The organism is Sodalis sp. C49 (genome assembly GCF_046352915.1).
Taxonomy (GTDB): domain Bacteria; phylum Pseudomonadota; class Gammaproteobacteria; order Enterobacterales; family Enterobacteriaceae; genus Acerihabitans.
The window spans coordinates 2091483-2111552 of sequence record NZ_CP163303.1; the positions used below are offsets into that span (position 1 = coordinate 2091483).

Genomic DNA, 20070 nt, shown 5'->3' on the forward strand with positions numbered 1-20070 from the left:
ATACATATTTACACATGCATCACAGATTCGGAGACCAGGCAGGAAATTTGACCTGTCCATCAGTCGCCGGAAGACGCGCTTTGAAACGCCCATCAATCGAAACCAGCTGTAGCACGGAACCCATCCCTTGTGTAGAGCTGTAGATAACCATGGTGCCATTGGGTGCGAGGCTAGGTGTTTCATCCAGGAACGTGGCCGTTAAAACTTGCACGGCTCCCGTCGCCAGATCTTGTTTAGCGATATGCTGAGCGCCGCCGTTGCTGCTGACCATGACCAGGAACTTACCGTCCGCGCTCACGTCGGCGTCCTGGTTCTGGGAACCTTCCCAGGTCAGGCGCTGCGGGCTACCGCCGTTGATACCCACTTTATACACTTGCGGACGGCCGCCCTGGTCCGAGGTATACGCCAGGGTCTGGTTATCCGGGAACCAGGTCGGCTCCGTGTTGTTGCTGCGACCGTCGGTCACTTGCGTTATTTGGCCGGAGCCTAAATTCATCACATAAATATTTAAACTACCGGATTTCGACAGGGCGAAAGCCAGCTTGGAGCCGTCCGGCGAAAAGGCCGGCGCGCCGTTATGCTGCGGGAAGCTGGCAATCTGCCTTACCGTTTGTTTATAGACATCCTGCACCACCAGCGCCGAGCGTCCGCTTTCAAACGTCACATAGGCCACCTTGCTGCCGTCAGGCGACCAGGCCGGCGACATCAGCGGCTGGGGAGACCGGTGGACCACAAACTGGTTGAACCCGTCATAGTCGGCTATGCGCAGCTCATAAGGATACTGCCCGCCGTTGGTTTGCACCACATAAGCGATACGGGTGCGAAACGCGCCCTTGATCCCGGTCAATTTTTCAAAAACGCCGTCGCTGGCGGCATGGGCACCGTAACGCAGATCGGATTTTTTCACTTTAAACTGGTTTTGCTCCAATACCGCGCCGGGGTTGCCGGAGGTATCAACCAGTTGGTAGGAGATGACAAAATTACCGTCGGCGCTGGGTTGGATCTGCCCCACGACAACCGCGTCGATACCCAGGGCGGTCCATGCCGCCGGTGTGACTTCGGCGGCCGTACCGGGCTGCTGCGGCATACGCGCCACATCGATCGGGTTAAATTTACCGCTGTTGCGCAAATCCGCGCCGACAATGCCGCCGATGTCCTCGGGCGCGGCGCCCGGTCCCGCCCATTTAAACGGAATCACGCCAATCGGCCGCGCCGAGTCAACCCCTTGCGTGATCTCAATTCGCACTTCCGCATGCAGCACGGATGCCCATAAAATCATTAAACCTAGCGCTACTCGAAATGCCTGCTTCATTTCATCTCCCATACCGAGGCGATACGCCACGATAAATTAGCAGAATTTTAACTAAACCACGTAAACAAAACCATATACATCAGGTAGACAACATAGTCTAAATCTTAAACCATCACCGGTATATTTTGACTTCTTTACCCATTATTGCGGTTTAAAATCAATTGGCGCATTTTTGAATACTTCATAAACGGCCTGGCTTGGCGGTTTCGGTATTTTAGCCAGTTTCGCCGCCGAGACAGCCGCCTGGCATAAGGCCGGGTCGCCCCCTTCGGAAGAGACCGAGATGACCATGCCATCAGGAGCCAGCTTCAGGCGCAACACACATGTCTTGCCGGCGAATGAAGGATCGCTGTAAAACTTCGCTTCGATGGCCGCTTTAACCTGACCGGCGTAACTATTTATTTCCGCGCCCGACGCCCCGCTCTCCTTGCTCGCGCCCGTGCCTTTCGGCTTACTGCCCCCGGTTGGCCCGCCGCCGGCTTTGGGCGCGTTTTTCGAATCGGTCAAACCACCCAATAAATCATCGACTTCATTAGACTCTTTTGCAGCGGCGGCGGCGGCGGCTTTTTTCGCATCCCCGGCCGCTTTTTTAGCGGCGGCGGCGGCGGCCTTGGCTTCAGCCGCGGCGGCGGCTTTATCCTTGGCGGCCTGTTCGGCCTTGGCCGCGGCGGCGGCGTCCGCTTTTTCCTTGGCCGCTTCGGCTTTGGCGGCGGCCGCTTTGGCCGCGTCGGCCTTGGCGGTGGCCGCCGCTTTTTCGGCGGCGGCGGCTTTGGCGGCTTCCGCCTTGGCGGCCGCCGCTTCCGCGGCCGCTTCTTTTTTCGCGTCTTCTACGGCTTTCGCCTTGGCGGCCTGCTCGGCCTTGGCCTGCGCTGCCGCGTCAGCCTGCTTTTTCGCCGCCGCAGCAGCCGCCGCGGCCTGTTTACTGGCCTCGGCTTCCGCCTGTTTTTTCGCTTCGGCGGCGGCTTTGGCCTGCTGCGCCGCCTCGGCCTTGGCCTGGGCTGCCGCGGCTTCCGCCTGTTTCTGCTGTTCCTTGGCCTGCTGGGTGGCGGCTTCCGCCTGCTGCTTTTGTTCCGCCGCCTGTTTAGCGGCTTCCGCAGCCTGTTTTTGCTGCTCCGCCTGCTGTTCTTTCTGCTGCTGCGCCGCTTCCTGCGCCGCCAGCCGATCTTTTTCCAATTCTTTCAGGCGCTGCTGCTCGGCGGCCTGCTTTTGCTGCAGCTCTTCCGCCTGCTGTTGCGCCTGTTTTTCCCGCAGCTGCGACGCGCGCTGAGCGTCCGTCTGCTGCTGCTGTTGACGGTTATACTGCTGCACCACGGCACCGGGATCGACCATAACCGCGTCGATGGACGAGCCGCCTCCGCCGCCGCCACTGGATTCGAGAGTCTGCGTGTAGGAACTCCAGACCAGTAACCCGATCAGGAGAATATGCAGAACAATCGAAATAATAATGGCGCGTTTGAGCTTATCGTTCTGTTCGGTTGCCTTTACCACAATCGATTCCCACAAACAGATTTGCCAGTTAAATCGCGCATGATCAGCATGCCGTTAAATGGGCTGGGTCATCAGGCCCACCGACTTCACGCCGGCCTGATGCAGCAAATTCAGCGCCTTGATAATCTCATCATAAGGCACGTCTTTCGCGCCGCCGATAAGGAATACCGCTTTGGGATTGGCCGTAATGCGCGAGCGCGCCTCGGCCACCACCTGCTCCGGCGGCAACTGTTCCATACGGTTGTGATCCACCACCAGGCTGTACTGGCCAACGCCCGATACTTCGACGATCACCGGCGGATTATCATCGCTGCTGACCGCTTTTGAATCCGTCGCGTCGGGCAAATCCACCTCGACGCTCTGGGTGATAATGGGCGCCGTCGCCATGAAAATCAACACCAGCACCAGCAGCACGTCAAGCAGTGGAACAATGTTAATTTCCGACTTAATTTGATTCCGACCACGTCTGCGGGCCATGTTCTCCCCTCCTTCTACTTAGCGCTATCGCTGCTGGCGAAGGCCTGGCGATGCAGGATGGCGATGAACTCTTCGGTAAAGTTGTCGTAGTTCTGGTCCAGCTTGTTCACGCGCTGGCTAAGGCGGTTATAGGCCATCACCGCCGGAATAGCGGCGAACAGGCCGATGGCCGTGGCGATCAGCGCTTCGGCGATACCGGGGGCGACCATTTGCAGGGTGGCCTGCTTAACCGCGCCCAGGCCGATAAAGGCATGCATGATGCCCCAGACGGTGCCGAACAAGCCGATATACGGGCTGATGGAGCCCACGGTGCCGAGGAAAGGAATATGGGTTTCCAGCGCTTCCAGCTCGCGGTTCATGGAAATCCGCATGGCGCGCGAGGCGCCTTCCACCACCGCTTCAGGCGCATGGCTGTTGGCGCGGTGCAAACGGGCGAATTCTTTAAAGCCGGAATAAAAAATCTGCTCGGATCCCGTCAGCACGTCGCGGCGGGTCTGGCTTTCCTGATACAAGCGGGACAATTCAATACCGGACCAGAATTTGTCCTCAAAGGCTTCCGCCTCGCGGGTGGCCGTGTTTAAAATACGGGTGCGCTGGATGATGATCGCCCAGGATGCAATGGAAAAGCACATTAAAATCAACATGATCAGTTTAACCAGAAAGCTTGCTTTCAGGAACAGATCAAAAATGTTCATGTCAGTCACTGCTTGAACTCCGCGACAATAGACTTAGGAAGCGCGACAGGCTTCATTTGGTGTAGATCAATACAGGCTATCAAAACATCCGCCTGGCTGAGAAGTTGCCCTTCAGCGTTCAGGATGCGTTGCGCAAAAGTCAGAGAGGCACCGCGCATTGAGACGATTTCACTTTCCACTTGCAGCAAATCGTCCAGACGCGCTGAGGCGAGATAGTCCACCGTGATGCGCCTTACCACAAACGCGATATTCTCGCTGAGGAAGGCATGCTGATGGAAATTATGCTGGCGCAGCATTTCGGTACGGGCCCTTTCGTAAAAAACCACGTAGCGTGCGTGATAAACCACACCCCCGGCGTCCGTATCTTCATAATAGACGCGTACCGGCCATCGGAATAACGTATTACTCACTGTACATCCCAGCAACGCAAAACAACGGTGCTTACTATACGCAAGAGCAACACCGTTTGGAATGGATTACCTCGGATGAATGAAAATAATTATGGATAAAGCGGGCACCGGCGCCGCGTGGGACGGGCAATGTAAAGAATATAGCGCAAGTGCTGACAAAAAGACCCGGCATTATACCCGTTGTGTTAATGAAATGCGGGAATAGTGAAATAACCTATTGCGGCGACGGGCTTTATTCGCAAAGGCTTTGCGGTGAAATGCGGTCGCTGAAACAACGCTAAAAACAGCGTTGTTTCGCTTGGCTGTTTAGAGAAATAAATAACCCAGCGCGATGGCCAGCACCACTATCGCCGCCAGCGGCAAAAACGCCAGCCGCCATCCCCATCGGCGCGCGCGAAAACCCACGCCGTGGATAACGCCTGCGCATACCGCCCAGACAATCAGCAAATTATGCCAGGCGGTGAGCGAACTGGTGGTGGAGGCAAAACGCGCCGGCATCCAGAAGACGCAGCCGGCAAGCGCCAGCGCCATGATAAGCGACAGCAGCCGCAACGGGCTGCTGTCGGTCAGGCGGTAGAGGAAATCGGTAACGGACCTGATCACTTCAGGTCGTTCTCTACCCGCTCACCGTCGGACCCGACGACGCCCGGCTGGCTATCTTCATGATGCTCCAGCGCGAGGGCCGTAATAATACCGAAGGCGCAGGCAAGCAGCGTTCCTAATATCCAGGCAAAATACCACATTTTTCAGCTCCTTCCTCAGTACAGCGTATGCGCGTTTTGTTCGATATGCTCTTTGGTAATGCGGCCATACATCTTGTAATAACACCAGATAGTATACAGCAGCACAATCGGCACAAAGATAACGGCGACGATGGTCATGACCTTCAGCGTTAGCAGGCTCGAGGTGGCGTCCCATACCGTCAGGCTGGCTTCCGGCATGGTGCTCGACGGCATGATAAACGGAAACAGGGTAACCCCCGCCGTCAGGATGATGCACGCCACGGTCAGCGATGAGAAAATAAACGCCCATGCGCCTTTGCCGAGCCGGGAACACAGCAAGGTCAGCAGCGGCAATAATACGCCCAGCGCGGGAATAGCCCAGAGTAGCGGGAAGCTGTGATAATTCGCCAGCCACGCGCCGGCTTGGTGCGCGACGGTTTTATTCAGCGGATTGGACACGGCGTTGGTATCGATGACCGAAGTGATGGTAAAACCGTCGATGCCGTTAACCAGCCACACGCCGCCCAGCAGGAATGCCACCATGGATACCAGGCTGCTGATTTGCGCGACGGTACGCACCCGCACCAGCAGATCGCCGCTGACGCGCATTTGCAGATAGGTCGCCCCCATGCCGATAAACATCGCCAGGCTGACAATGCCCGCCAGCAAACCGAAGGGGTTCAGCAATTGAAAGAAATTGCCGGTATAAAACAGGCGCAGGTATTCATCCACGTGGAAAGGTACGCCCTGCAGCAGGTTGCCGAAGGCGACGCCGATCACCACCGGCGGCACGAAACTGCCGATAAAGATGCCCCAGTCCCACATGCCGCGCCAGCGCGGATCTTCTATCTTGGAACGGTAATCAAAACCCACCGGGCGGAAAAACAGCGAAGCCAGCACCAGGATCATGGCGATATAAAAGCCGGAAAACGCCGCGGCGTACACCATCGGCCAGGCGGCGAACAGCGCCCCCCCGGCGGTGACCAGCCAGACCTGGTTGCCTTCCCAGTGCGGGGCGATGGTATTGATCATCACCCGGCGTTCGTTATCCGTTCGGCCAAGGAGGGGCATCAGCATGCCGACGCCCATATCGAAACCGTCGGTTACGGCAAAGCCTATCAGCAGGACACCGATGAGCGCCCACCAGATTAAGCGTAATACTTCATAGTCAAACATGGCGTAGGCTCCTGTTAATAGACTTTCTGCGTGGCGAGCGTCGGCTGCTCGAAATGATAGCGGCCGGTATGCAGGCTGCTAGGCCCCAGGCGCGCATATTTGAACATCAAATACATTTCGGCCACCAGGAACAGGGTATAGAGTCCGCAGATAAGCCCCATGGAGAACAGGATATCGCCGGCGGTCAGGCTGGAATTGGCCACCGCGGTCGGCAGTATTTCGCCGATGGCCCAGGGCTGGCGGCCGTACTCCGCGACAAACCAGCCGGCTTCGATGGCGATCCAGGGAATGGGAATGCCGTACAGCGCGGCGCGGTGCAGCCACGGCCGTTGACCGATACGGTTACGCACCACGCTCCAAAAGGACATGGTGATGATAAGAAGCATCAGCACGCCGCCCAGCACCATGATGCGGAAGGAGAAGTACAGCGGCGCCACGCGCGGGATAGAGTCGTTGGTGGCGCTCTGGATCTGCTCTTCGGTCGCGTTGGGGATGTCATCCGTATAGCGTTTCAGCAGCAGGCCATAGCCCAGATCCTGTTTTATCGCGTTGAACTGGGCGCGCGCCGCCGGATCGGCATGGCCGCCGCGCAGCTGCTGCAACAGCTCATAGGCTTTCATGCCGTTGCGGATACGGATCTGATGCTGCACCATCAGATCCTTGATGCCGGTCACCTGGCGATCCGTCGAACGGGTCGCGATAATGCCCAGGGCAAAAGGGATCTGGATGGAGAAGTTATTGCGCTGGATGGTCTGATCGGGAATGCCAAACAGGGTAAACGCGGCCGGTGCCGGCTGTGTTTCCCATTCCGCCTCGATGGCCGCCAGTTTGGTTTTTTGCACGTCGCCCATTTCATAGCCGGATTCATCACCCAGCACGATAACCGACAACACCGCCGCCATGCCGAACGCCGCCGCGATGGCGTAAGACCGTTTGGCGAAGGCGATATCCCGGCCTTTAAGCAGGTAATAGGAACTGATGCCGAGGACAAACATGGCGCCGGTACAGTAGCCCGCGGCCACGGTATGCACGAATTTTACCTGCGCCACCGGATTGAGCACCAGATCGGCGAAGCTGACCATTTCCATACGCATGGTTTCATAGTTGAAATCCGACGCGATAGGGTTTTGCATCCAGCCGTTGGCCACCAGTATCCACAGTGCGGACAGGTTGGAACCTAACGCCACCATCCAGGTAACCGTCAGATGCTGCGTTTTGCTCAGGCGATCCCAGCCGAAGAAGAACAGGCCGACAAAGGTGGACTCCAGGAAGAAGGCCATTAATCCTTCGATGGCCAGCGGAGCACCAAAAATGTCGCCGACGTAGTGGGAAAAATACGACCAGTTGGTTCCGAACTGGAACTCCATGGTCAGCCCGGTGGCTACCCCCAAGGCAAAGTTGATACCAAACAACTTGCCCCAGAATTTAGTCATATCTTTATAGATTTTTTTGCCGGACAGGACGTACACCGTTTCCATGATGGCTAATAAAAACGCCAGCCCCAGGGTGAGTGGGACAAACAGGAAATGGTACATCGCCGTTAGGGCAAACTGTAACCGTGACAGTTCGACGACATCAAACATGTTGACTCCTTGCTCCTCGCAGGATGGTTCCCACGTGCGGTAATCTGGCGCCCTGGCGAAACAAAGCGACGCAACAACCCGCGGTGAATAATAAAGAGTTTATAATTGTTCCCGACAATCGGTTCGGCCGGCCAAAAACAACGCCCAGGCGTCTAAGCGGTAAACCGACGACGGATTTTAATGAAACGCACTAACCGGATTTAAACCAACCATATAGTACCCCTCAACTTACTCAGGATAAATACCTTTTTTCGTGATGCAGGTTAGGAAATCACCTCTCGATCAAATCCGGCCTTACCCGACATCGGCAGTAAAATTGCGCCAGCGCAAGTTATCCTGATTTGAACATAAAACGCCATCAAAAATCATTGATTTATCGCAATTTTTCACCACGTATGTTAAATATTGTTATTTATTTATTCTATAAAAGCGTTAATGTTAAAAAACTGTAATTAATAAGATCGCGAAATTAAGTTAAAAGAAAATAAAACCCAAGGGATATTTTTTATTTGTTACGTTAGCATTATTGGATGGCCTAATCATGCAATAGAAGCGCGCTATGATAATGATGAATTTAATTTGCAATAAATGTGATGAGGCGACGAATAAAAAAAGGAAGTGACAGACGCTTCGGACGAGGGCGTCAATACGATGATACGGCTAATGCATCATGCTGCACGGTGGGCGGCGGGAAACGGCGAGGGGGTTATGCACCCCGATCCGGCGATCGGGCGTGAAACGGCGGATAAAAGCCGCCTACAATGTACGCAGCGCCTGCATAAACCGCCTTATTTTACGGTCGGTATCGGCAAACCCCCGTTGCAGGTTCTGCTCAATGCACAGACCCGAAAAAAATACCGACACCATTTCCGCCAGGATCTCCGCGTCGGTGCGCGTCTCCTCCGCCCTGATATTCTCCACCAGCAGCGGGCGTATCGTTTCACGCAGTTGCGTAATGATGTCGATGGCGCCGGCCGGCAACAGCGCGAATTCACGCATGGAGTTAACCGCCAGACAACCTTGCGGGCAAACGCTATCCTGAGGCTCCGGGGAGCCGCAGGACAATCGCAAAAACGCCTCGATATTGCCCCAGCCCTGGGGGCGGGCGCTTAAGGCCGCATGCACGGCGCGCCGATCGATATAGTGGCGCAGACACGCCAGGAACAGGTCGTCCTTATCCCTGAACTCGGCGTAAAGGCCGGATTTATTCACCCCGCTCGCCTTTTCGAGATGCGCCAGGGTGGTACCGGCGAAGCCGTGCCGCCAGAAGACGGGGATCACCTTCTCCAGCACACCCTCACGACTGAATTTTTTTTGTCTGCCCATGGCACCCATTATGCCTAACTGAACCGACCAGTTCAATTAGTTCCATAGCGCGCCAGGCCCGGCAACGCCGCGCCTAAAGCAGACGTGTTCAAGGGAGAGCGTGCCAATGGGGTCGAATCGAGCGTGCTTTTCCCGCCCGACCGGGCGCCCCATGGCACGGTATGCCCGCCAACACCGATCTCAACGCGGCATGTTAAAGGGAGAACGTGCCAATGGGGTCGAATCGGGCGTGCTTTTCCCGCCCGACCGGGCGCCCCATGGCACGGTATGCCCGCCAACATCGATCTCAACGCGGCGTGTTAAAGGGAGAGCGTGCCAATGGGGTCGAATCGGGCGTGCTTTTCCCGCCCGACCGAGCGCCCCATGGCACGGTATGCCCGCCAACATCGATCTCAACGCGGCGTGTTAAAGGGAGAGCGTGCCAATGGGGTCGAATCGGGCGTGGTGTTTCCGCCCGACCGAGCGCCCCATGGCAGGGTATGCCCGCCAACATCGATCTCAACGCGGCGTGTTAAAGGGAGAGCGTGCCAATGGGGTCGAATCGGGCGTGCTTTTCCCGCCCGACCGAGTGCCCCATGGCACGGTATGCCCGCCAACATCGATCTCAACGCGGCGTGTTAAAGGGAGAGCGTGCCAATGGGGTCGAATCGGGCGTGGTGTTTCCGCCCGACCGAGCGCCCCATGGCACGGTATGCCCGCCAACATCGATCTCAACGCGGCGTGTTAAAGGGAGAGCGTGCCAATGGGGTCGAATCGGGCGTGGTGTTTCCGCCCGACCGAGCACCCCATGGCACGGTATGCCCGCCAACATCGATCTCAACGCGGCGTGTTAAAGGGAGAGCGTGACAATGGGGTCGAATCGGGCGTGGTGTTTCCGCCCGACCGAGCACCCCATGGCACGGTATGCCCGCCAACATCGATCTCAACGCGGCGTGTTAAAGGGAGAACGTGCCAATGGGGTCGAATCGGGCGTGCTTTTCCCGCCCGACCGGGCGCCCCATGGCATGCCAGGCCCGCCAACACCGATCCCAAACAAAAGTGTCAACGGGCGCGGCGCACTTATGACAGCAGGGTTTTCAGCGCGGTACCAATCTCCGCCAGGCTGCGCACGGTTTTTACCCCGGCCGCTTCCAGCGCGGCGAATTTCTCGTCCGCCGTGCCCTTGCCGCCGGCGATAATCGCCCCGGCATGCCCCATACGCTTGCCTTTGGGCGCGGTAACGCCCGCAATATACCCCACCACCGGTTTAGTGACATGATCCTTGATATAGGCGGCGGCTTCTTCTTCCGCGCTGCCGCCGATTTCCCCGATCATCACAATCGCCTCGGTCTGCGGATCCTGTTCGAACAATTTCAGGATATCGATAAAGCTCGAGCCGGGGATCGGATCGCCGCCGATACCCACGCAGCTGGACTGCCCCAGCCCGGTATCGGTGGTCTGTTTCACCGCTTCATACGTCAGGGTGCCGGAACGCGACACAATACCGACCCGGCCCGGTTTATGGATATGGCCGGGCATAATACCAATCTTGCATGCGCCGGGGGTGATAACGCCCGGGCAGTTCGGTCCAATCATCCGTGAGCCGCTCTGTTCCAGCTTGGCTTTCACCACCAGCATATCCAGGGTCGGAATACCCTCGGTAATGCAGATAATCAGCTCAATGCCGGCGTCCACCGCCTCGAGAATGGAATCTTTACAAAACGGCGCGGGCACATAGATAACCGAGGCGGTAGCGCCGGTTTTTTCCACGGCCTCACGCACGGTATTGAACACCGGCAGGCCCAAATGCTCCGTGCCGCCCTTGCCCGGCGTGACGCCGCCAACCATCTTGGTGCCGTAGGCCAGCGCCTGCTCGGAGTGAAACGTGCCCTGGCTGCCGGTAAATCCCTGGCAGATAACCTTGGTATTTTTATCGATTAAAATGGACATTATTTTCCCTCCACCGCGGCAACCGCTTGTTGTGCCGCGTCGGTCAGACTGGTGGCGGCAATGATATTCAGGCCGCTCTCGGCCAGGATTTTAGCCCCCAGCTCGGCGTTGTTGCCTTCCAGACGCACCACCACCGGCACGTTGACGCCCACATCCGCCACCGCGCCGATAATGCCTTCGGCAATCAGATCGCAGCGCACGATGCCGCCGAAAATATTCACCAGCACCGCTTTGACGTTTTCATCCGACAAAATGATCTTAAAAGCCTCGGTAACGCGTTCCTTGGTGGCGCCGCCGCCCACATCCAGGAAGTTGGCCGGCGAACCGCCGTGCAGTTTAACAATATCCATGGTGCCCATGGCCAGGCCGGCCCCGTTCACCATACAGCCGATATTGCCGTCGAGCGCCACGTAGTTCAGTTCCCACTGCGCCGCCTGGGCCTCGCGGGCGTCTTCCTGGCTCTTATCGCGCATTTCCCGCAGCTCCGGCTGGCGGAATAGGGCATTGCCGTCGGCGCTCAGCTTGCCGTCCAGGCAGACCAGATTGCCTTCCTTGGTGATAACCAGCGGATTAATTTCCACCAGCGCCAGGTCCCGCTCCAGGAACAGCGCGGCCAGGCCCATGAAGATTTTGGTGAACTGCCCGACCTGCTTGCCCGACAAGCCCAGCTTAAACGCCAGCTCGCGGCCCTGGAACGGCTGGGGGCCGGTCAGGGGATCGAGGGAAACCTTATGAATCAGGTGCGGCGTCTCTTCCGCGACTTTTTCAATTTCCACGCCGCCTTCGGTGGAGGCCATAAAGACCACGCGCCGGGAACCGCGATCAACCACCGCGCCCAGGTAAAGTTCCTTATCGATATCGGTTGCCGCTTCCACCAAGATTTGGTGGACGGGCTGGCCCAGGGCGTCCGTTTGATAGGTCACCAGGCGTTTGCCCAGCCAGTGTTCGGCAAAGGCGCGGATTTCTTCCTTGCTGTTAACGACCTTGACGCCGCCGGACTTGCCGCGGCCGCCGGCGTGAACCTGGCATTTTACCACCCAGGGACCGGCGCCGATCTTGGAGGCGGATTCTTCCGCTTCCCGTGGCGTGGTGCACGCAAAACCCGTGGGGGCAGGCAGACCATACCGAGCAAACAGCTGTTTTGCCTGATATTCATGTAAGTTCATGATGTTGTTTCCATCTTCGTCTGGGAGTGTCGGCGGCGGCGCACTTCAGCCGCCCTCGAGTGGTGCTTTCCGTAGGCGCCTTGGCGCTACGTCCCGCAGGCAACCTGCCGGCCGCGGCCTGGGGATTTCCCGGCCCGCGGCCGACGATTGCTATACATCAAGCAATAAGCGCGTCGGGTCTTCCAGCATCTCTTTGACCGTGACCAGGAAACTTACCGATTCCTTGCCGTCGATCAGACGGTGATCGTAGGACAGCGCCAGGTACATCATCGGCAGGATAACCACCTGGCCGCCCACCGCCATCGGCCGATCCTTGATGGCATGCATCCCGAGGATGGCGCTTTGCGGCGGGTTGATAATGGGCGTGGACATCAGCGAACCGAATACGCCGCCGTTGGTAATGGTAAAGTTGCCGCCGGTCAGCTCTTCCACTTTCAGCTTGCCGTCGCGCCCCTTAACCGCCAGTTCCTTTATGGCTTTTTCAATATCGCCCATGCCCAGCGCGTCCACGTCGCGCAATACCGGCGTGACCAGCCCGCGCGGAGTGGATACCGCGATGCTGACGTCAAAGTAGTTATGGTAGACCACGTCTTCGCCGTCGATGGACGCGTTAACTTCCGGGAAGCGCTTCAGGGCTTCCACCACCGCTTTAATATAGAAGGACATAAACCCGAGGCGGATGCCGTGGCGTTTTTCAAAGCCATCGCCGTACTGCTTGCGCAGATCCATAATCGGCTTCATGTTGACCTCATTAAAGGTAGTCAACATGGCGGTGCTGTTTTTGGCTTCCAGCAGCCGCTCGGCGACCCGTTTGCGCAAACGGGTCATCGGCACGCGTTTTTCGCTGCGGTTGCCCAATCCGGCAACAGCAGGCTCCGGTGCCGGCGCCTTGGCAACCGGCGCCGCGGCGGGAGCCGGTTCGGCTTTTTTGGCGACCAGGTGTTTGTCCACATCCTCGCGGGTGATGCGCCCGCCGACGCCGCTGCCTTTAATCTCATCGGCTTTCAAATCATGTTCGGCGATCAGGCGGCGAATGGCCGGACTCAGCGCTTCGTTATTTTCTTCCTCCAGGCCGGCGGTGTAGCGCTGCGCCGGGGTGGATTCCTTGCTCTGCGCTTTTTCCGAAGTTTCCTGGCCGGAACTGTCGCCGGGACGCAGGCGTCCGAGCACCTGGCGGGAGGTGACGGTAGCGCCTTCATCCTCGAGCAGGGCATCCAGCACGCCCGCCTCGGGCGCGGGAACTTCCAGCACCACTTTGTCGGTTTCGATTTCCACCAGCACTTCGTCACGCTGGACGCTATCGCCGGGCTTTTTATGCCAGGTGGCGACGGTTGCATCGGCAACCGATTCAGGAAGATCGGGAACCAGAATATCTACGCTACTCATTATCTATCCTTATATTTAATTAACGTTCAGCGCGTCATTGACCAGATTTTTTTGTTGTGTCTGGTGCACGGACAAATACCCAACCGCCGGCGAGGCGGAAGCCGGGCGTCCCGCGTAACGTAGCGATGCACCCGGAGTAATCACCTCAAGGAAATGATGGTGGCTGCAATACCAGGCGCCCTGATTAAGCGGCTCTTCCTGGCACCAAATAAAGTCCTGGACATGGGCAAAAGGTTGCAGCGCATCCCGCACCGCCTGGTGCGGGAACGGGTATAGCTGCTCGATACGCACGATGGCCACATCCTGCTGCCCGTTCTTGCGCCGTTGCTCCAATAAATCATAATAAACTTTACCAGAACAGAGCACGACGCGCTTGACGCCCTGGGGATCCAGGTCGTCGATTTCGCCGATGGCGGGCAGGAAGCTGCCGTACGCCATATCCTCCAGCGAGGAGATGGCCAGAGGATGACGCAGCAGCGACTTCGGCGACATCACAATCAGCGGCCGACGCATATTACGCAGGGCCTGGCGCCGTAGCATATGATAAATCTGCGCCGGCGTGGAGGGGACGCAGACCTGCATATTCTGTTCGGCGCACAGCTGCAGATAGCGCTCCAGGCGGGCCGAGGAGTGCTCCGGCCCCTGCCCTTCATAGCCATGGGGCAGCAGCATCACCAGCCCGCACATCCGTCCCCATTTCTGCTCGCCGGAGCTGATGAATTGATCGATCACCACCTGGGCGCCGTTGGCGAAATCGCCGAACTGCGCTTCCCAGATCACCAGGGTGCGCGGCTCGGCGGTGGCATAACCGTACTCAAACGCCAGCACCGCTTCCTCCGACAGCACGGAGTCCCATACCCGGAAGGTGCCCTGGCCATTGTGCACATGCGCCAAAGGCGTATAGGTGGAGCCGTTTTTCTGGTTATGCACCACCGCGTGGCGATGGAAGAAGGTGCCGCGCGCGGTATCCTCGCCGGACAGGCGGATCGGCACGCCCTCATCGACCAAAGTGGCGTAAGCCAGGGTTTCGGCGCCGCCCCAGTCGAAAGGCTTGCTGCCGGCGGCCATCAGGGCGCGATCGCTATAGATTTTGGCCACCCGCGGCTGCATTTCCACGCCTTCCGGCACTTCACTGATTCGGCGGGCCAGCTCCTGCAGGCGTTTGGGCTCGACTTCGCTGGGATAGGCTTCGTCCCAGTCGTGATTGAGGAAGCGCTGCCAGGTAAAGGAGTGCATATTCATCGGCCGCCACTCTTTTACCACGCACTCGCCGCGGTCGAGCGCGTCGCGATAGAGATTCACCATCTCGGTCGCATCTTCCAGCGTGGCGACATGATCGCGTTCCAGGCGATCGGCATAAATCTTGCGCGGCGTCGGGTGTTTCTTGATCTTATGGTACATCAGCGGCTGCGTGGCGCTGGGCTCGTCCGCCTCGTTATGGCCGTGGCGGCGATAGCACACCAGATCAATCATCACGTCGCGCTGAAAGGTATTGCGGAAATCCAGCGCCACGCGGGTCACAAACGCCACCGCTTCGGGATCGTCGGCGTTGACGTGGAAAATCGGCGCCTGGACCATCTTGGCGATATCGGTGCAATACTGGGTGGAACGGGCATCATGGGGATTGGACGTCGTGAAGCCGACCTGGTTGTTGACCACGATACGCACCGTGCCGCCAACGTCATAGCCACGCGCCTTGGACATGTTCAGGGTTTCCTGCACCACGCCCTGCCCGCTGATGGCCGCATCCCCGTGCAGGGTTATCGGCAGCACCATCTTGCTGCTTTGCTCGCCGAGCCGGTCGATACGCGCGCGCACCGAACCGCCCACCACCGGGCTGACGATTTCCAGATGCGATGGGTTGAATGCCAGGGCCAGATGGACGATGCCGCCCTCGGTCTCCATGTCGGAAGAAAAACCCTGGTGATACTTAACGTCGCCGGTGCCCAAATGTTCTTTATGCTTGCCGGCGAATTCGTCGAACAGGTCCTGCGGCTTTTTGCCGAGTACGTTGATCAGCACATTCAGCCGGCCGCGATGGGCCATGCCCAGCACCACTTCCCGGGTGCCGTTCTTGCCGGCATAACGGATCATTTCCTTCAGCATCGGGATCAGCGCGTCGCCGCCCTCAAGGGAAAAACGTTTGGCGCCGGGGAATTTGGCGCCCAGATAGCGCTCGATGCCTTCGGCCGCCGTCAGCTCGCTCAGGAACCGTTTCTTTTCGTCGCGATCGAAACTCGGCTGCCCCACCACCGATTCGATATGCTGTTGGATCCAGCGTTTCTCCTCGGTATTGGTAATATGCATATATTCGGCGCCGATGGAACCGCAATAGGTGCGTTTCAGCGCGTCATACAGGTCGGCCAGCTTCATGGTTTCCTTGCCGATGGCAAAGGAACCGACGTTGAAGGTTTCCTGGAAATCGGCTTCCGTCAGATTATGGAAAGCCGGATTTAAATCAGGCACAGTTTCCTGCTTCCATAATCCCAGCGGATCAAGGTTGGCATGCTGGTGGCCGCGGAAACGGAACGCATTGATAAGCTGCAGGACTTTAACCTGTTTGGAGTCATTGTCCGGGTCGTTGACCGAAGACGCATAACGGGTTGCGTCCTTAGCCAGGCGCCGGAAATAATCCCGGGTTTTGGAGTGAAGCTGATCGGGGCTGACGCCGGCGGTGGGCAGCTGTTTAAAAATCGAACTCCAGCTGTCGTCCACGGAGTCAGGATCCGTTAAAAAATCTTCATAGAGCTGCTCTATGTAGGACTGGTTCGCCCCCGCCAGGTAGGAGGAATCCAGCCAGGCCTTCATTGCGCCGTTCTGCATTATGATCCCTTAAGCTTGTTAGCTTCAGTTTTCGCCGTGGTTAACATGTAACGTATTTGCCTTTACTATCAGGCGCTATGCTGTACCAGCAAGCTCTTGATATGCCCGATGGCTTTGGTCGGGTTCAGTCCTTTGGGACATACGCTGACACAATTCATGATGCTGTGGCAGCGGAATACGCTGAAAGCATCGTTCAATTCATCCAGCCGCGCCGCCCTTTCGGTGTCGCGACTGTCAATCAGGAAACGGTAGGACGCCAGCAGGCCGGCCGGACCGATAAATTTATCCGGGTTCCACCAGTAGGAGGGACAAGAGGTCGAGCAACAGGCACAAAGAATACATTCGTATAATCCGTCCAGTTTTTCGCGCTCCTGCGGCGTTTGTAAATGCTCCCGGGCCGGTGGATTCCTGCCGTTATTCAACAGGTAAGGTTTAATCTTCTCATACTGGGCATAGAACTGGCCCATGTCCACCACCAAATCACGCACCACCGGCAACCCGGGCAGCGGACGGATGATCACTTTTTTATCGCCTTTGCGTAGGGCGGACAGCGGGGTGATGCAGGCCAGGCCGTTCTTGCCGTTCATGTTCACGCCGTCGGAGCCGCAGACGCCTTCGCGGCAGGAACGGCGAAACGCCAGGGTCGGATCCTGTTCCTTCAGCTGGATGAGCGCATCCAGCACCATCATGTCGTGGCCTTCGTCCACATCCAGCTGGTAGTCCTGCATGCGCGGCTTGTCGTCGACATCAGGATTATAGCGATAAACCGAAATTTCAACTTTCATTACGTAAGCCCTCTGCCTTTAGTAGGTACGCACTTTCGGCGGGAACGCCGGGCGTAATGTCGGCTGCATATTCACCTCGCGGCGGGTCATGGTGTCGCTTTCCGGCAAATACAGGCTGTGGCACAGCCAATGCTCGTCATCCCGATCCGGGAAATCGAAGCGGCTGTGGGCGCCACGGCTTTCCGTGCGGTAATTGGCGGCCACCGCCGTGGAATACGCGGTTTCCATCAGGTTATCCAGCTCAAGGCATTCCACGCGTTGGGTATTGAATTCGGTGGAGGTATCGTCCAGGCGCGCGTCATTAAGCCGCTCGCGGATGGTTTTCAGCTCGGCCAGGCCCTTGGCCATGGCATCGCCTTCGCGGAACACCGAGAAATTATTCTGCATACAGGCCTGCAGCGCCTTGCGGATATCCACCGGGTTCTCGCCGGTGCGATTGTTGTTCCAGCGGTTGTAGCGCGCCAGAGACGCGTCGATATCGTCGTCGCTGGCATCGCGAAACGCCCCCTGCTCCGCCAGGGATTCCTGCAGATGCATGCCCGCCGAACGGCCGAACACCACCAGATCCAGCAGGGAATTGCCGCCCAGGCGATTGGCGCCGTGTACCGATACGCAGGCAATTTCACCTACCGCGAACAGGCCGGGGATCACCACGTCGTTGCCCTGGGCGTCCACCGTTACCGCCTGTCCGGTGACTTTGGTGGGAATGCCGCCCATCATATAGTGGCAGGTGGGGATAACCGGGATCGGTTCTTTGATAGGATCGACGTGGGCGAAGGTACGGGATAATTCCAGAATACCCGGCAGGCGCGACTCCAGGACGTCCTTGCCCAGATGATCGAGCTTGAGCTTGACGTGCGGCCCCAGCGGGCCGTCACAGCCGCGTCCCTCGCGGATCTCGATCATAATGGAACGGGCGACCACGTCGCGGCCGGCCAAATCCTTGGCGTTCGGCGCATAACGTTCCATAAAGCGTTCGCCGTCCTTGTTGAGCAGGTAACCGCCCTCGCCCCGGCAGCCTTCGGTGACCAGCACCCCGGCGCCGGCGATGCCGGTGGGATGGAACTGCCACATTTCCATATCCTGCACCGGCACGCCGGCGCGAAGCGCCATGCCGATACCGTCGCCGGTATTGATATGGGCGTTGGTGGTGGATTGATAGATGCGCCCGGCGCCGCCGGTGGCCAGAATGGTGGCCTTGGCCTTGAAGTAGACCACTTCGCCGGTTTCAATGCACAGCGCGGTGCAGCCGACGAAGGCGCCGTCCTGGTTTTTCACCAGATCGAGCGCATACCATTCGGAAAAAATGGTGGTGTGGTTTTTCAGGTTCTGCTGGTACAAGGTATGCAGCAGCGCATGGCCGGTGCGATCGGCGGCGGCGGCGGTACGCGCCGCTTGCCCGCCGCCATAGTTGAGCGACTGGCCGCCGAAGGGGCGCTGGTAGATGCGGCCGTCGTCCAGACGGGAAAACGGCAGCCCCATATGCTCCAGCTCCAGCACCGCTTCCGGGCCGGTCTTGCACATATATTCTATGGCATCCTGATCGCCGATATAGTCGGAGCCCTTGACGGTATCATACATATGCCATTGCCAGTCGTCCTCATGGGTATTGCCGAGGGCGACGGTAATGCCGCCCTGGGCCGACACCGTATGGGAACGGGTGGGAAACACTTTGGAAACCAGGGCGCAGGAGAGGCCCATTTGGGAAATCTGCAGCGCGGCGCGCATGCCGGCTCCGCCGGCCCCGACGACTACAGCGTCAAATTCTCTTACTGGCAAACTCATTTACGCACCCCACACCACGACGGTTCCATAAAGTAAATACACCAACAATACGATCACAATCGCCAGTTGCAGCAACAGGCGCAGCGCCAATACTTTGATGTAATCCGTTAATACCTGCCACATGCCGATCCAGGTATGCACCAGGACGGAGAACAGGGTCAGCAGGGTAAAGACTTTCGTCATGGGTAAGGCGAAAAAACCGCGCCAGACATCGTAGGTCAGGCTGTCGGCGAAAACGACGAACCCAAGCAGGTAGATGATGTACAGGCAAATTACGATGGCGGAAGCGCGAACCAATAACCACTCATGAACTCCGTTACGTCCCAGTGCCGAAGCATTGCTTACCATACGAGTACTCCCGCCAGTATTGACAGCACAATTGTGATCACAAATGTAACATTTGCCGTTAATTTACCCATGGCAAATGTTTCGTCCAGATAGCCGAAATCCATCAGCATGTGGCGAATTCCACCGATGACGTGATACGCCAGCGCGGTTAAAATGCCCCATAGAATGAATTTGACGAAGAAGCTATCCATGATGGCGGCGGCCTGGGCGAAACCTTCGGCGGAGGAAAGCGACAATCCGAGGATCCAGAGCAGAATGCCGACGGCCACAAACGTGATGACGCCACTGGCACGGTGGAGAATAGAAGCTATCGCAGTAACAGGAAACTGGATCGTTTGCAGATCCAGGTTGACAGGCCTTTGTTTTTTCACGGTTTTGCCCACACAGCTATTATTATTTTTCCTTCCTCCGGTCCTGGGTGGATTCAGACAGCGTTAAGGCTAACCATGACACGTCATGTGCTCAATAAACAAATCCCTTGTGCTTAAATGACGCGTTAAATAACGCTGGGTGCTCCTACAACAGGGACTTCCGGAGACCTTTGTGAAGTATATGGCTTTCACATAATGATTACAATTACCCTACAATTTGTTTGGTAACATTTAGGCTGTTTAGTGACCTGGGTCACGAATTTTACAATTACCTTAAATCTATATAAC

General features: G+C 57.5%; 17 protein-coding genes and 1 pseudogene. All 18 read right to left on the bottom strand.

Annotated elements, in window-relative coordinates; genetic code table 11:
• Positions 1-19: 19 nt before the first annotated feature.
• Positions 20-1312, bottom strand: coding sequence for a Tol-Pal system beta propeller repeat protein TolB (gene tolB / locus ABUK12_RS09470; protein ID WP_410016035.1), 1293 nt, complete (start codon positions 1310-1312; stop codon positions 20-22).
• Between the two features lie 141 nt (positions 1313-1453).
• Complete coding sequence (gene tolA / locus ABUK12_RS09475; protein WP_410016036.1) at positions 1454-2800, bottom strand: cell envelope integrity protein TolA; 1347 nt, start codon at positions 2798-2800, stop codon at positions 1454-1456.
• A 54-nt stretch (positions 2801-2854) separates the two neighbouring features.
• Complete coding sequence (gene tolR, locus ABUK12_RS09480; protein ID WP_410016037.1) at positions 2855-3277, bottom strand: colicin uptake protein TolR; 423 nt, start codon at positions 3275-3277, stop codon at positions 2855-2857.
• 14 nt (positions 3278-3291) lie between these two features.
• Positions 3292-3981, bottom strand: coding sequence for a Tol-Pal system protein TolQ (tolQ, locus tag ABUK12_RS09485; RefSeq protein WP_331121173.1), 690 nt, complete (start codon positions 3979-3981; stop codon positions 3292-3294).
• On the bottom strand, positions 3978-4382 hold the full coding sequence (ybgC, locus tag ABUK12_RS09490) for a tol-pal system-associated acyl-CoA thioesterase (protein ID WP_410016038.1): 405 nt from the start codon (positions 4380-4382) through the stop codon (positions 3978-3980). Before ybgC ends, tolQ begins: the two co-directional genes overlap by 4 nt.
• Positions 4383-4688: 306 nt before the next feature.
• Entirely contained in the window at positions 4689-4982 is a 294-nt protein-coding gene (ybgE, locus tag ABUK12_RS09495; protein WP_410016598.1) for a cyd operon protein YbgE, read from the bottom strand.
• A 44-nt stretch (positions 4983-5026) separates the two neighbouring features.
• Positions 5027-5125 (bottom strand): annotated as a pseudogene (cydX, locus tag ABUK12_RS09500) (cytochrome bd-I oxidase subunit CydX); the annotation flags it as partial.
• 15 nt (positions 5126-5140) lie between these two features.
• Positions 5141-6280 carry a cytochrome d ubiquinol oxidase subunit II gene (cydB, locus tag ABUK12_RS09505; RefSeq protein ID WP_410016039.1) on the bottom strand — a complete coding sequence of 380 codons (1140 nt, stop codon included), beginning with the start codon at positions 6278-6280 and terminating at the stop codon, positions 5141-5143.
• A gap of 14 nt (positions 6281-6294) precedes the next feature.
• Positions 6295-7863, bottom strand: a complete 1569-nt coding sequence (gene cydA, locus ABUK12_RS09510; RefSeq protein WP_410016040.1) for a cytochrome ubiquinol oxidase subunit I — start codon at positions 7861-7863, stop codon at positions 6295-6297.
• Between the two features lie 756 nt (positions 7864-8619).
• Complete coding sequence (locus tag ABUK12_RS09515; RefSeq protein ID WP_410016041.1) at positions 8620-9189, bottom strand: TetR/AcrR family transcriptional regulator; 570 nt, start codon at positions 9187-9189, stop codon at positions 8620-8622.
• Between the two features lie 1059 nt (positions 9190-10248).
• Positions 10249-11118: a succinate--CoA ligase subunit alpha gene (gene sucD / locus ABUK12_RS09520; protein ID WP_410016042.1), complete on the bottom strand. Its 870-nt coding sequence runs from the start codon at positions 11116-11118 to the stop codon at positions 10249-10251.
• Positions 11118-12284: an ADP-forming succinate--CoA ligase subunit beta gene (gene sucC / locus ABUK12_RS09525; protein WP_410016043.1), complete on the bottom strand. Its 1167-nt coding sequence runs from the start codon at positions 12282-12284 to the stop codon at positions 11118-11120. Before sucC ends, sucD begins: the two co-directional genes overlap by 1 nt.
• Before the next feature lie 150 nt (positions 12285-12434).
• Positions 12435-13670 carry a 2-oxoglutarate dehydrogenase complex dihydrolipoyllysine-residue succinyltransferase gene (gene odhB / locus ABUK12_RS09530; protein WP_410016044.1) on the bottom strand — a complete coding sequence of 412 codons (1236 nt, stop codon included), beginning with the start codon at positions 13668-13670 and terminating at the stop codon, positions 12435-12437.
• 15 nt (positions 13671-13685) lie between these two features.
• Entirely contained in the window at positions 13686-16493 is a 2808-nt protein-coding gene (gene sucA / locus ABUK12_RS09535) for a 2-oxoglutarate dehydrogenase E1 component (RefSeq protein ID WP_410016045.1), read from the bottom strand.
• 68 nt (positions 16494-16561) lie between these two features.
• Positions 16562-17278, bottom strand: a complete 717-nt coding sequence (locus ABUK12_RS09540; protein ID WP_410016046.1) for a succinate dehydrogenase iron-sulfur subunit — start codon at positions 17276-17278, stop codon at positions 16562-16564.
• An 18-nt stretch (positions 17279-17296) separates the two neighbouring features.
• Entirely contained in the window at positions 17297-19063 is a 1767-nt protein-coding gene (gene sdhA, locus ABUK12_RS09545; protein ID WP_410016047.1) for a succinate dehydrogenase flavoprotein subunit, read from the bottom strand.
• On the bottom strand, positions 19064-19411 hold the full coding sequence (gene sdhD / locus ABUK12_RS09550; protein ID WP_410016048.1) for a succinate dehydrogenase membrane anchor subunit: 348 nt from the start codon (positions 19409-19411) through the stop codon (positions 19064-19066).
• The gene (gene sdhC, locus ABUK12_RS09555; protein ID WP_410016049.1) at positions 19405-19794 is read right to left on the bottom strand and encodes a succinate dehydrogenase cytochrome b556 subunit; all 390 of its coding nucleotides are present in this window, start codon (positions 19792-19794) and stop codon (positions 19405-19407) included. Before sdhC ends, sdhD begins: the two co-directional genes overlap by 7 nt.
• Positions 19795-20070 lie beyond the last annotated feature (276 nt).

Coding starts and splice junctions, on each gene's coding strand:
- tolB (WP_410016035.1), bottom strand. CDS start 1,312: ATGAAGCAGGCATTTCGAGTAGCGCTAGGTTTAATGATTTTATGGGCA.
- tolR (WP_410016037.1), bottom strand. CDS start 3,277: ATGGCCCGCAGACGTGGTCGGAATCAAATTAAGTCGGAAATTAACATT.
- cydB (WP_410016039.1), bottom strand. CDS start 6,280: ATGTTTGACTATGAAGTATTACGCTTAATCTGGTGGGCGCTCATCGGT.
- cydA (WP_410016040.1), bottom strand. CDS start 7,863: ATGTTTGATGTCGTCGAACTGTCACGGTTACAGTTTGCCCTAACGGCG.
- ABUK12_RS09515 (WP_410016041.1), bottom strand. CDS start 9,189: ATGGGCAGACAAAAAAAATTCAGTCGTGAGGGTGTGCTGGAGAAGGTG.
- sucD (WP_410016042.1), bottom strand. CDS start 11,118: ATGTCCATTTTAATCGATAAAAATACCAAGGTTATCTGCCAGGGATTT.
- sucC (WP_410016043.1), bottom strand. CDS start 12,284: ATGAACTTACATGAATATCAGGCAAAACAGCTGTTTGCTCGGTATGGT.
- odhB (WP_410016044.1), bottom strand. CDS start 13,670: ATGAGTAGCGTAGATATTCTGGTTCCCGATCTTCCTGAATCGGTTGCC.
- sucA (WP_410016045.1), bottom strand. CDS start 16,493: ATGCAGAACGGCGCAATGAAGGCCTGGCTGGATTCCTCCTACCTGGCG.
- ABUK12_RS09540 (WP_410016046.1), bottom strand. CDS start 17,278: ATGAAAGTTGAAATTTCGGTTTATCGCTATAATCCTGATGTCGACGAC.
- sdhA (WP_410016047.1), bottom strand. CDS start 19,063: ATGAGTTTGCCAGTAAGAGAATTTGACGCTGTAGTCGTCGGGGCCGGC.
- sdhD (WP_410016048.1), bottom strand. CDS start 19,411: ATGGTAAGCAATGCTTCGGCACTGGGACGTAACGGAGTTCATGAGTGG.